We start from the raw sequence: 13,519 nt of genomic DNA, 5'->3' as shown, positions 1-13,519 counted from the left end.
GCATTCCCGGGACGCCCGCCTCGGCCAACGAGGGCCGTTCGAGACGCTCTGCCCGGGCCCGGCCTATGGTCTATTCTGGCTTGATGCGGCGCTGCGTGGACGTGGAGCCGCCTTGCGGGCCGGTCAGTCATTTGTGCGCCACGACAGGGCGATTTGCGTGATGCGGGTTCGAGTGTTGCGTGCAAGCCATAGACAACAGCGACACGACTATCGTTCAAGTTTACAAAGAACGGTTAACAGTGGCGGAAACGGCGGTCGTGGTGCAAAGTGAGGCCGCCCAGTCCCCGAAGTGGGAGCCAGCAGCCTTCAATCGTACAGGCCGTGAGACAAATGGCAGGGCACGATCGCGCGAGAGGCTTGCTCCACCGATGGATAAGAAGGGCCTTACCGAGCGCGATATCTGCACGAAATTCATCCTTCCAGCGATCAGGAGCGCCGGCTGGGACGGGATGTCTCAGATCCGGGAAGAGGTATATTTTACCAAGGGCCGGATCATCGTTCGCGGCAAGCTGGTAACGCGGGGCACCGCCAAGAAGGCGGACATCGTCCTCTACTACAAACAGAACCTCCCGATCGCGCTGATCGAGGCCAAGGACAACAAGCATCACGTCGGCGACGGCCTGCAGCAGGGCCTCGGCTACGCGGCGACGCTCGACGTCCCCTTCGTCTTCTCGTCGAACGGCGACGGCTTCGTGTTCCACGACCGGACCGGGCAGAGCGCTCTGAACGAGTCCCATCTCGGGCTCGACGCCTTCCCGTCGCCGGCCGAGCTGTGGGCGCGCTACCGCGCCTGGAAGGGCCTCGACGCCGAGGCCGAGGAGATCGTGCTCCAGGACTATTTCGACGACGGCAGCGGCAAGACGCCCCGCTACTATCAGGTCAATGCCGTCAACGCCGCGATCGAGGCGATCGCCAAGGGCTGCGACCGCGTGCTGCTGGTCATGGCGACCGGCACCGGCAAGACCTACACGGCGTTCCAGATCATCTGGCGGTTGTGGAAGGCGGGCCGCAGGAAGCGCATCCTGTTCCTCGCCGACCGCAACGTCCTGATCGACCAGACGATGGTCAACGACTTCCGTCCATTCGGCGGAAAGATGGCCAAGCTCTCGACGAGCGCGAAGACCATCGAGCGGCAGGACGGCACCGCGGTCGACCTCACCCTCGCCCTCGACCGGAAGCGGCGGATCGACCCGTCCTTCGAGGTCTATCTCGGGCTCTATCAGGCCATCACCGGCCCGGAGGAGCGGCAGAAGCTCTACAAGGAATTCTCGCCGGGCTTCTTCGACCTGATCGTCATCGACGAGTGCCACCGGGGCAGCGCGGCCGAGGATTCGGCCTGGCGGGAGATCCTGACGCATTTCTCCGGCGCCACGCAGGTCGGCCTAACGGCGACGCCGAAGGAGACCAGGTATGTGTCCAACATCGACTATTTCGGCGAGCCGGTCTTCACCTACTCGCTGAAGCAAGGCATCAGCGACGGGTTCCTGGCGCCCTACAAGGTGGTGAAGGTCCATATCGACCGCGACGTCGAGGGCTATCGCCCGGCGATCGGGCAGCGCGACCGCGACGGCAACGAGGTCGAGGACCGCATCTACAACACCAAGGATTTCGACCGGGTCCTCGTCCTCGACGACCGCACGGTGCTGACCGCCAGGAAGATCACCGAGTTCCTCAAGGAGAGCGGCGACCGCTTCCAGAAGACCATCGTGTTCTGCGTCGACGAGGAGCACGCCGCACGCATGCGCCAAGCCCTCGTCAACGAGAACGCCGATCTGGTGGCCGAGAACCTGCGCTACGTCATGCGCATCACCGGCAGCGACAAGGAGGGCCAGGATCAGCTCGGCAACTTCATCGACCCGGAATCGCGCTACCCCGTGCTCGTCACGACCTCGCGGCTGCTCTCGACCGGCGTCGACGCCCAGACCTGCCGGCTGATCGTCCTCGACCGCGCGGTCGGTTCGATGACCGAGTTCAAGCAGATCGTCGGGCGCGGCACCCGGGTGCATGAGGACACCAAAAAATTCTTCTTCACGCTGATCGACTTCCGCGGCGCAACCGGCCATTTCGCCGACCCGGATTTCGACGGCGAGCCGGTGCAGATCTACGCGCCCGGCGAGGACGACCCGATCGTCCCGCCCGACGGGCTCGAAGAGGGCGAGCAGGCGCCGTTCGAGCTGCCCCCGGACGAGACCATCGTCGACCAGCCGGGCGGACCGCAAACGTCCGGCACCCCGACCCGCAAGGTCTACGTCGACGGCGTCGGGGCGCGGATCGTGGCCGAGCGGGTCGAGTATCTCGACGAGGCCGGCCGGCTCGTCACCGAATCCCTGCGCGACTTCACCAAGGCGGCGCTGCTGAAGCGGTTCGCGAGCCTCGACGACTTCCTCAAGCGCTGGAAGTCGGCGGAGCGCAAGCAGGCGATCCTCGAGGAACTCGAAGCCGAGGGTCTGGCGCTCGACGTGATCGCCGGGGAGCTGGGCCAGACGGACCTCGATCCGTTCGATCTGATCTGCCACGTCGCCTTCGACCGCAAGCCGCTCACGCGCCGCGAGCGGGCCGAGACCGTCCGGAAGCGCGACGTGTTCACGCAATACGGCCCGAAGGCCCGCGCCGTCCTCGACGCGCTGCTGGACAAGTACCGCGACGAAGGCGTGCTCACCCTCGACGACACCAACGTGCTGAGGGTGCAGCCGTTCACCGCGATGGGCAGCGTGGTGCAACTCGTGAAGGCGTTCGGCGACAAGGCGGGCTTCGAGCAAGCCGCGCATGCGATCCAGGATGCCCTCTACCAAGACGCCCTCTACCAGGAGACCGCTTGAGACATGATCGTCCGCACCACCGTCAAGTCGATCCAGGACATCATGCGTCAGGACGTGGGGGTCGACGGCGATGCGCAGCGCATCAGCCAGCTCACCTGGCTGTTCTTCCTCAAGATCATCGACGACCAGGACCAGGAACTGGAACTGACGAAGCCCGGCTACCAGTCGCCGCTTCCGCACCGCTTCCAGTGGCGCAACTGGGCGGCGGACCCCGAGGGCATCACCGGGCAGACGCTGCTCGACTTCGTCAACGACGCGCTGTTCCCGACGCTCAAGGGCTTGAAGCTCACCGGGCTGCCGGGTGACCGCCGCCGCGTCGTGCGCGACGTGTTCGAGGATGCCTACAACTACATGAAGTCCGGCCAGCTGCTGCGCCAGGTGGTCAACAAGATCAACCAGATCGATTTCAACGACCTCGACGAGCGCCGCCACTTCGGCGAGTTCTACGAGCAATTGCTGAACGACCTGCAATCGGCCGGCAATGCCGGCGAGTTCTACACGCCGCGGGCCGTCACCGCCTTCATGGTCGATCGCATCGACCCGCATCCGGGCGAAACCCTGTTCGATCCGGCCTGCGGCACCGGCGGGTTCCTGACCTGCGCGATCAAGCACATGGAGACGTCGTACGTCCGCACGCCCAGGCAGCGCGAGCGGATGCAGGGCGCCTTGCGGGCGGTGGAGAAGAAGCAACTGCCGCACATGCTCTGCGTCACCAACATGCTGCTGCACGGCATCGAGGATCCGAGCTTCGTGCGCCACGACAACACGCTGGCCCGCCCGCTGATCGCCTGGGGCAAGAGCGAGCGCGTCGACATCGTCGTCACCAACCCGCCCTTCGGCGGCCGGGAGGAGGACGGCATCGAGGACAATTTCCCGACCTTCCGCACCAAGGAGACCGCCGACCTCTTCCTCGCGCTGATCGTGCGGCTCCTGAAGGACAAGGGCCGCGCCGCCGTGGTGCTGCCGGACGGAACGCTGTTCGGCGAGGGCATCAAGACCCGGCTGAAGGAACACCTGATGGAGGAATGCGACCTCCACACCATCGTCCGCCTGCCGAACTCGGTGTTCAGGCCCTACGCCTCGATCGGCACCAACCTGCTGTTCTTCGAGAAGGGTCGGCCGACGACCGAGACGTGGTTCTACGAGCACCGGGTGCCCGCGGGCCAGAAGGCCTATTCGATGACGAAGCCGATCCGGCTGGAGCATTTCCAGGGCTGCCTCGACTGGTGGGGCGGGACGGCGCGCGAGGGGCGCGTGGAGACGGAACGGGCGTGGCGCGTCCCGATCGATGAGGTGAAGGCGCGGGGGTACAATCTCGACTTCAAGAATCCGCATGCAGAGGCCGAGGACCAGGGCGATCCCGAGGCGTTGCTGGCCAGTCTCGCCCGTGCCGAGGCCAAGACGGCGGGCTACCGGGATCAGTTGAAGGCGATTCTGGCTGAGGCGCTGGCCCGATGAACGCGGATCGTTTGTTGGCGTACTACGAGCAGGTGGCTGATGCGCCGGATGCGGTCGCGCGGTTGCGTCGGTTCGTTCTTGATCTAGCGGTGCGAGGGAAGTTGGTGCCTCAACATCCCAACGAGCGGCCTCTAAAAAGCTCTGATAAACCGCTCGGTGTTCTGCCCTTTGATCTACCCGACAACTGGTGCTGGTTTCGGGTTGGCGATCAACTGGATCTTTTGAATGGCATGGCATTCAAGCCGTCAGACTGGAACAAGTCAGGCTTACGCATTGTCCGAATTCAGAACCTCAATAATCACGACGCGCCTTTCAATTTTTGTGACCCTGGGAAGGCGCGCGAGCGATCGTTGATTGACGACGGCTCATTCCTGATTAGCTGGTCTGGCACACCGGGCACATCCTTTGGTGCTTTCATCTGGAACCGTGGGCCGGCTGTTCTAAATCAGCATATCTTTCGTTGCGATTTCAAAACAGATGCTTTCATTTCGTCGTTTTTACGCATTGCCATCAACGGCCGCCTCGACGCGATGATAGCGAAAGCGCATGGCGGCGTCGGTTTGCAGCACATCACAAAGGGAAGGCTTGAAGATGTCCTGATCTCTCTTCCTCCGCTCGCCGAGCAGCATCGTATCGTCGCCAAAGTCGATGAATTGATGGGCCTGTGCGACCGGCTGGAGGCGGCACGGGCGAACCGCGAGGCGATGCGCGATCAACTGGCGGCGGCGAGCCTCGCCCGCCTCACCGCGCCCGAGACGGTCACGCCGCGCCTCTCCGCATCGGCATCGAACCCGCCGCCGAACGTGGCGGCTCGATCCACCACGCCGGCCGCGACCAGTTCGCCGACGCGAGAGGCGGAGGACGCCTTCGCCGACCACGCCCGCTTCGTCCTCGACGCCCTGCCGGCTCTCACGGCGCGGCCCGATCAGATCAAGGCCCTGCGCCAAACTATCGTCAACCTCGCCGTGCGCGGCAAGCTCGTGCCGCAGGACGCGAACGACGAACCGGCCTCAGAATTGCTGAAGCAATTAAAAAAGGCACGAATTGCGCTCGAGGCAAAAGGCAAGACTCGAAAGGACAAGGGCGAATCGCCACCCCACTATGGGGGCGAACACGGTTTCGACTTGCCGAGCAGCTGGTCATGGGCGCGGCTGACTGAAATCGGACAGACGAAAACCGGCACGAGCCCAAACTCGGCAAACCCTGATCTATTTGGGAAATTCATCCCTTTTATCAAGCCCGCTGACCTCGACGGCAACCATATCAACTACGATGGACCCGGCTTGTCAGAGATCGGCATCTCCCACTCCAGGCTAGCCGCCGAGAACTCTATATTGATGGTCTGTATTGGTGCGACTTTGGGAAAAATCAACACCACCGCTCGCCCGGTGTGCTTCAATCAGCAGATCAACTCTCTAACGCCCTACTTGGATGGTTTAACCGCCTTCGTTGCAATCGCCCTAAAGACTTCGGATTTCCAGTCTTTGGCTTGGAGCAAGGCCAGCACAGGAACTTTGCCGATTATCAGCAAAGGCAAGTGGGAAGTGCTTTCAATCCCCCTTCCACCCCTGGCCGAACAACGGCGAATCGTCGCCAAGGTCGATTCGCTGATGTCAATATGTGACCAGCTTGAGGCGAGCCTCACAACAGCAGCCGCGATGCGCCGCCTTCTACTCGACGTGCTGCTCGTCGAGGCGCTGGCGCCAGATGAGGATTGTCTGGTGGAGGCGGCGGAGTGATCCTTCGCGATTGCACCGGGCTAAGGTTGGACGCAAACCGCGGCGGCGTGAACATCCGATTGGCCTGCAGCCCCTTGCCGTGCCGACGCACCGGTACTTGCCCGTGGAGCCTGCATCACGGGCGCCCGAACGCTACGGGCGACCAAACACCCCTCAAGCGTCGCTAGGCTCCTGCTTCTATGACCGACTGGATCCTCGCCTTCGGAATCGCCGCCCGCGACGCCGTCCTCGCCGCGGCGGGATTGCTGAAGAGCGAGGCCGTTCCGGGGCTCATCGCCGTCGCGCTCGTGCTCGCCCTGGCGCTCCTCGCGCTCCTCTACGGCCGGGGCATCGCTGCGCGCGTGGCGGCGATCCGCAAGCTGCGCCTCGTGGTGCGCCGGGCCACCGACGAGGCCTCGTTCGGGCGCTCCATCGCCGATCTCGACGCCGAGATCCTGCGCTCGGGCGGCCGGGGCGCGCGCAAGCAGGTCGCCACCGCCTGGGACAAGTACCGCGAGACGCTGGTCGAGCATGACGAGGACGGCGCGGTCATCCTGCGCAACTCGGTGCGGCCGGCGGTCTTCTTCAACGCCGACGACCTCGGCTTCGGCGCCGGGTTCTGGCGGGCGGTGCCGGGCCTGTTCGTGACGATCGGCCTGTTCCTGACCTTCCTCGGCCTGATCTCGGCGCTCGGCGCGATGGACCTCTCGACGCCGGACAAGGTTCAGAGCTCGCTGCGCGAATTGCTGCTGATCGCCTCGGCGAAGTTCATCATGTCGCTGACCGGCCTCCTGTGCTCGATCGTGTTCACGGTCGTCCTGCGCTGGGGCGTCGGCAGCGTCGAGCACGCGCTGCACACGCTCTGCGCCGAGATCGAGAAGCGCCTGAGCTTCATCAGCCTGGAGAACCTCGCCGCCGAGCAGCTGCGGGCGACCCGCGAGCAGCGGGAGCATTTCCGCCTGATCGGCCTCGAACTCGTGGCGGAGCTCGGCCGGCCCCTGCGCGAAGACATCCCGGCGGCGATCTCCAACTCGATCAACGCGACGATGGGCCCGCTGCTGCAGCAGGTCGGCCAGCTCGGCACCGATCACATGGGCAGCATGGTCAAGGACCTCTCGGCCCGCTTCTCCGACGACGTCGGCCGCGCCCTGGCGCAGGCGAGCGAGCGGCTGGTCCAGGCGGGCGACCGCATCGGCGAGCTGTCCACCCGGATGGACCGGAGTTCCGGCCGGATGGGCTCCGAGATGGACGCCGCCGTGACCCGGCTCGCCCAGGCCGTCGACGACCTGCGGGCCACGATGGGCGCCACCGCGGCCACGACGAACGATGCCTTCACCGACGGGGCGGACCGTCTCCTCGGCGCCATGAACCAGACCCTCCAGGAGATCCGCGACAACACCCGCGCGGGGGCCGAGGCGATGGGCGCCGCCGCGGCCGACATGCGCGCGGCGGCGGAAGGATTCCGCACCGAACTGGAAGCGGCGACCCGCACGGGGGCGGCCGACGCCACGGCCCGGATGCAGGCGGCCGGACAGGAGGCGAGCGCCCGCATCGGCGCCGCCGGCTCGACCGTCGCCGACGCCTTCAGCCGGACGGCGAGCGACATCGCCGAGGCGACGCGGGAGGTCGGCGCCAAGGCGGCCCGGGACCTGCTGGCGCCGCTGGACAGCATCGCCGCCCGCCTGCGCGAGACCGCCGACGGCGTCGCGGCCGCCGCGGGCGGCACCGGCCGCCTCGGCGACGGCGTGCGGGCGAGCGCGGAAGCCGCCGAGCGCGCGGCCGGCCAGTTCCGCGGCGCCTCGGAGGCCCTGGTCTCGGCGGCGGTGCCCTTGCGCGCCACGACGGAGCGGATCGAGACGGGAATCCGCCAACTGGCCGAGGCGACCCAGCACGTCGCGAGCACGGTCAGTCAGTCTGCCGAGCAGACCGCCCGCAGCGCCGCCGACGCGCTGGCCGCCGCGCAGACCGCGCTCGGCGGGCAGGCGCGCGCGATCGAGGCCTCGCTCGCCGGCGCCGGACAGCTGGTCGATCGCCTCAAGGGCCAGGGCGCACAGCTCGACAGCCTCGACGAGAAGCTCGGAACCGCCTTCGACCTCTACGCGGTGAAGGTCGCGGCGGCCGTGGACACCCTGTCCGACTACGTGCGGCGGATGCAGGCCGAGCTGGCGCCGGCCCTCGACACGCTGCGCGCCGTCGTCGAGCAGGCCGAGCCGTTCATCCCCGAGAGCCGGAGGCGCTGATGCGGGGAGCCATCCGTCGCCACGCGCATGACGAGGAGGAGGAATCGGCGTTCGTCTCGATGACGGACCTCACGGTGAGCTTCCTGTTCATCGTGATCATCCTGCTGGCCTTCTTCGCCTCGCAACTGAAGGACGACCAGACGGTCCCGGTGGCGGAGTACCAGCGGGTCTTCGACGAACGCAACGTCTTGCGCGCCGGCAAGGAGGCGCTGGAGCGCGAGCGCGACCGGCTGGCGGCCGAGACCACGGAGCTGCGGCGCGAGGTGGCGCGCCTGGAGGAGGAACTGCGCAAGGAGCGCACGAACCGCCTCCAGACCTACCTCTCCGCCGTATCGAACGAGCGCGACCGGATCCTGCGGACCTTGCGCGACCGGCTGCTGGCGGATTTCCCCGACCTCAAGGAGATCGTCAGCATCGAGGCCGACGCGCTGCGCTTCAAGGGAGACGGGTTGTTCGCCAGCGGCGCGAGCCGGCTCGCCGACGACAAGCGCCGGGTCGTCGCGGCGATCGCGGCCCGGCTGAACGAGCTTCTGCCGTGCTACACCTTCGGCAAGGCGGCGCGCTGGCAGGCGGCGTGCAACGCCGCCGGCGCGGTGATCGAGGCGGTGCAGATCGAGGGGCACACCGATGCCTCCGGCCAGGACCGCTCGAATTTCAGCCTCTCGACCGAACGGGCGATCGAGACCCTGTTCGCCATGAGCGGCCGCGAGCCCGCCCTGCTCGACGACCTCAACAGCGCCGGCCAGCCGGTCCTCTCCGTTTCGGGCTACGGCCGCCTTCGCCCCGTCGCGGACAACGCCTCCGAGCGCGGCAAGGCCACGAACCGGCGCATCGACCTGCGGATCATCATGTATACGCCGCAGAACGTCGAGGAGGTCGAGCGCATCAAGGACAGCCTCAGGCGCGGCCTTACCGGGACGGCGCTGCGATGAGCCTGGACGACATCCTCTCGCGGCTGCGCCTCCCGGAACCGCCCGCCCTGCCGAACCTCAAGGTTCTGACGGCGACCGCCGAGCGGGTCGTGCAACGCTGGCCGGACGTCGTGCCCGACCCGCCCGAGCGCGACCGCGACGCGCTGGTGCGGCGCATGCAGGCCCATCTCGCGCAGGAAAGGTGGGACGACGTGACGATGTCGTTCGTCGGGCAGGTGGGCCGGGCCGCCTTCGACGAGCGGAGGCGACGGCGGCCCGATCTGGCGGACCTGCGCCGCTTCTACCTCGACGAGGTCCGGGCCTCGCACCGGCCGACGTTCCTGGGGGCGATGGCCTCGGTCTACCTCGAGAGCTTCGAGCCGGGCGCCCCGCACACACGCGACCTCGCGCAGGCCTTGAGCGCGGTCCGCGACCGCCTGGGCGCGCGGTGGCGCGACCTCCTCGCGGCGATCCCGGAGGTGTTTCGGCCGGATGCGGCGCCCGAGGCCGTGGCGCAGGCGATGATGGCGATGCCCTCCCCCTGGTCGGGCCTGAGGGCTCTGGGCCTCCGTTCGCCGCATGCGCCGGGCCTGATGGATTTTGCTCACCTTGCCTATGTCGCCCGGCTCGAACCGACCCTGGCGACACGGGCCGGGATCGACCGGCTCTTCGCCTGGCTGAAGCCCGACGGGCAGGCCGCGGCCCGGTCGTCGGGGGCCAGCGAAGCGATCGAAGCGGTGCTCGGGCACTGGACGACGGGCGACCCGCCGGAGGCGGATCTCAGCGTCATCACCCAGTCCCTCGTCGGGTTCTACGGCGATCCGCGGGTGCAGCAGGGCGGGGCCTGGGCCGGCGTCGCACCGGATCGCCTCGCGGTGATCATGCGCTGGCTCACGGGCGAGAACATCCGGTTCTTCTTGGATGTCGTCTCGGCCGTCGAGACGAGCCACATGTGGGAGCCGCGGCGGCGCTTCTGGCTCAAGCTCCACGCCCAGCGCCGGATCGACGCGGCCTGGGTCGCCTTCTCGCCGAGCGGCACCGACTATGCCAAGCGCATGCTCGCTGCAACCGGGACCCGGGGCGTGCTCGCTTACGGCGAGCAGCGTGCGGGCGGCTCGCGGGCCAACACCTCGCTCCTCATCCTCAAATGCGGCGCCAAGATCGTCGTCGAGGGGTCGCACAATTATCGGGTGCACATCTTCCGCGAGGGAGATCCGCAAGCACCAGCTCTGTACCGAGATGCCTACGATTGCGAGCGCATCCGGCTGACGCCCGGCGCCGAGGCGAAATCGCATCTCGGCAACTGGCAGGGCTGGGTCGAGGAGAGGATCTGACCATGGCGCCCGCCCTCGCCTTCGCGTTCGATCCCGAGACCGTCACGCTCTCGTTGCCGAAGACCGGCGGCCTCCTCGGGCGGCTGGGGCTCCGGCGGGATCGCCGCGAGCTCGATCGTCTGCCGCCCGTGGAGCGCACGCTCCTCCTCGCCATCGCCGACCTGCGTGCGCTAGCCGCCGAGAAGCCTGCCGAACTCTTCGAGGTCACGGCCGACCGCATCCGCCTCTCCCATCGTCTGGCGGCGGCCCTCGACGCCAGGACGGCGGAGGCGATCGGCCTGCCGCCGACCGTCGACCTGGCGCTGCGCACGGACGCCGAAGGGGTGCTCGGATCCCCCTCGTTCCGCCTGCGCCACGAGTGGTTCAAGAACGGCCAGCGCCAAACCGTGCAGCGCGTCGGCGCCATCCTGAAGACCTCGGCGGGCGAACGGCGGCTGCCGGAATGGCTCATGGACGCGGTCGCGGTCTCGGAAGGGTTCGAGCCCGGGCGCAACGAAGCCCAGCATTGGAACGCCCTGGCCCGGTTCCGTCAGCTGCTCGACCCCGGCGTCCGAGTCGCGGATTCGACGCCGGCGGCCCGCGTCTCGATGACCGATTTCCTGGCCGGGCTCGAAGTCCGAATCGCGGACCGCTTCGCCCTCTCGCCCAAGGACGAAGACGATTTCGACGTCGTCCCGTTCTCGGGACCGAACCTCGCCAAGGCGGGGTATGACGAGGCGGCCGGCGTGCCGGAGGAGGCGGGAGAACTCGCAGGGCCGCTCCTGCGCGGCTTCCAAGACCGGGTGCGCGCGCGAGGCGCGCTCTCGGCCTATCGCCTCGGGCCCGGCAACTTCCTCGTCGTCGATCCCGCCGCCGCACCGGCCCTGTCCGTGATGGCCCGGATGCAGCACGCGCCCGTCCCGGAGCGAGAAGCGTTCTTGCGCAACCCGCGGCCCCTCATCGCGCAAGCGGTCGAAGCCGCTCTGCGCAGCGACGGCCGGCTCGACGGGCTCGATCCGATCGGCGAGGAGGAGGCCATCGAGACGGCCGCCCTCCCGCTGCTCGTCGAGACTCAGGAGTACGCCGACCGGGTGACGGGCATCGGGGTGTTCCGCAAGCCTGACCTGCAGATCGGCCCGGACAGCGGCACGACCTGGCTGCCGGAAGCCTTCGCGGCGCAGCTCACCCGCGCCCTCGAAGCCCTGGCGCCGGCGGAGGTCGACGCTCTGCACCATCGCGTCTCCGACGCGATGGTGGCCGGCGCGGCGACCGTCCCGTTCGCCGAACTCGACCTTCCGGCGCGGTCCGAAGCCCTCGCCCTCATCGAGCGCTATCGCGGAAGCGACGCCGCACCCGAGGATGAGAGTGAGACGGGGCGCGGTCCGTCCGACCCCCTCGTCCTCGAGACGGTCGTCAATTTCGACGCGCTCAAATGGGTGGCGCAGGTCAAGCCGCGCGTCATGACGGTGCCCGACACGCTGCCGTCGATCGTCCGCACGCCGCTCAAGGACCATCAGCGCGAGAGCTTCGCCTGGCAGGTCGCTGCCTGGAAAGCCGGCCTACCGGGCATCCTCAACGCGGATGAGCAAGGCCTCGGCAAGACCTTGCAGACGATCGCCTTCCTGGCCTGGCTGAAGCAGCACGCGGCCGATCCGCGGGCGGCCCACCGTGGGCCGGTGCTCGTCGTCGCGCCGACCTCGCTCCTCGTGAACTGGGAGCAGGAGGTCGCCCAACACACCGAGGAGCCAGGGCTCGGGAACCTCATCCGCCTCTACGGCTCCGGGATCGGCGCGCGGAAGCGGGCCGGCACGTCCGGGCGCGACATCGAGACCGGCGAGAGCAAACTCGATCTCGCCTTCCTGCGCGAAGCCCTGGATGAGGGACGGGCCCACCGCTCCTGGATCCTCACGACCTATACGACGCTGGTCAATTACCAGCACAGCCTGCGGCAGATCCCGTTCAGCGCGGTCGTCTTCGACGAGATCCAGGCGCTCAAGAATCCCGCGAGCCTGCGCGCTGCGGCGGCCCGCTCGGTCCGGGCGGATTTCCGCATCGGGTTGACGGGCACGCCAATCGAGAACGCCTCGGTCGATCTGTGGGCGATCATGGATCAGCTCGCGCCGGGATCGCTCGACAGCCTGCCCGAGTTTCGCGACCGCTACGGCACGCCCGAGGCGACCAACATGGCCGAGCTTCATCGGCGGGTTTTCGCGCCGACTCCGCCTCTGCCGGCCCTGGCGCTGCGGCGGATCAAGGACGTCGTCGCGCGGGACCTGCCGGACAAGGAGCGACGTCTGCATCCCAGACCGATGCCAGAGTGCCAGGCCGCGGCCTACGAGGATGCCCATTTCAAGCTCGCGCAGGGCGGTCTGGGTGCAGCGCTCAAGATGCTGCACCATATGCGCACCGTCTCTGTTCATCCGGGCCTCGACGGTGCCGAGGACGATGCCGCCTTCATCGAATCGTCGGCGCGTCTGAGCGCAGTGTTCGACATTCTTGAATCGATCGCCGAGCGGCGCGAGCGTGCGCTCGTCTTTGTCGAGCATCGGCGCATGCAGTATCGGTTGATCGAGCTTGCCCGTGCGCGGTTCGGGCTGTCCCGCATCGACCTGATCAACGGCGATACACCAATCACGCAACGCCAAGCCATCGTCAACCGGTTTCAGCGGCAATTGGCGAGCGAGGAGACCTTCGACCTCCTCGTCCTCGGCCCGAAGGCAGCGGGCACGGGGCTGACACTGACGGCCGCGACGCACGTCATCCACTTGTCGCGCTGGTGGAACCCCGCGGTCGAAGAGCAATGCAACGACCGTGTTCATCGGCTCGGCCAGAACCGTCCGGTCACCATCCATGTGCCGATGGCGATTCACCCAGAATATCGGGAGGACTCTTTCGACTGCCTGCTCAACGACTTGATGCTCCGCAAGCGCAGGCTAGCAGCCTGTCGGATTGGTATTTTGATCTGACGGGCGTGTCGTTTGCGGGGGTGGCGCGGGCCGTGAGGTCTCAGGCGTGGCACAAGCGGTGGAGGCGCCGGCAGTTGTAGGCGAGGGCGACGAT

Annotated in this window: 7 protein-coding genes; all 7 read left to right on the top strand. The window is 67.4% G+C overall.

Annotated elements, in window-relative coordinates; all coding sequences use genetic code 11:
- The first annotated feature begins 368 nt into the window (after positions 1–368).
- Positions 369–2,819 carry an EcoAI/FtnUII family type I restriction enzme subunit R gene (gene hsdR, locus EOE48_RS25015; protein ID WP_127733607.1) on the top strand — a complete coding sequence of 817 codons (2,451 nt, stop codon included), beginning with the start codon at positions 369–371 and terminating at the stop codon, positions 2,817–2,819.
- 3 nt (positions 2,820–2,822) lie between these two features.
- Entirely contained in the window at positions 2,823–4,277 is a 1,455-nt protein-coding gene (locus EOE48_RS25010) for a type I restriction-modification system subunit M (RefSeq protein WP_127733606.1), read from the top strand.
- A complete protein-coding gene (locus EOE48_RS25005; protein WP_127733605.1) occupies positions 4,274–6,016 on the top strand; it encodes a restriction endonuclease subunit S in 1,743 nt (580 codons plus the stop codon). The genes EOE48_RS25010 and EOE48_RS25005 overlap by 4 nt, the downstream gene beginning before the upstream one ends.
- Before the next feature lie 179 nt (positions 6,017–6,195).
- Positions 6,196–8,235 carry a hypothetical protein gene (locus EOE48_RS25000; protein ID WP_127733604.1) on the top strand — a complete coding sequence of 680 codons (2,040 nt, stop codon included), beginning with the start codon at positions 6,196–6,198 and terminating at the stop codon, positions 8,233–8,235.
- Positions 8,235–9,167 (top strand): OmpA/MotB family protein, encoded by a 933-nt coding sequence (locus EOE48_RS24995; protein WP_127733603.1) that lies wholly within the window; start codon positions 8,235–8,237, stop codon positions 9,165–9,167. The genes EOE48_RS25000 and EOE48_RS24995 overlap by 1 nt, the downstream gene beginning before the upstream one ends.
- Positions 9,164–10,480, top strand: a complete 1,317-nt coding sequence (locus tag EOE48_RS24990; RefSeq protein ID WP_127733602.1) for an EH signature domain-containing protein — start codon at positions 9,164–9,166, stop codon at positions 10,478–10,480. The genes EOE48_RS24995 and EOE48_RS24990 overlap by 4 nt, the downstream gene beginning before the upstream one ends.
- Before the next feature lie 2 nt (positions 10,481–10,482).
- On the top strand, positions 10,483–13,425 hold the full coding sequence (locus tag EOE48_RS24985; protein WP_127733601.1) for a DEAD/DEAH box helicase: 2,943 nt from the start codon (positions 10,483–10,485) through the stop codon (positions 13,423–13,425).
- The last annotated feature ends 94 nt before the right edge of the window (positions 13,426–13,519 follow it).

This window comes from Methylobacterium oryzihabitans (assembly GCF_004004555.2).
In the GTDB taxonomy this organism is placed as follows: Bacteria; Pseudomonadota; Alphaproteobacteria; order Rhizobiales; family Beijerinckiaceae; genus Methylobacterium; species Methylobacterium oryzihabitans.
The sequence above is the reverse complement of the archived record's forward strand: the minus strand, read 5'-3'. Positions and strand labels throughout refer to the sequence as shown.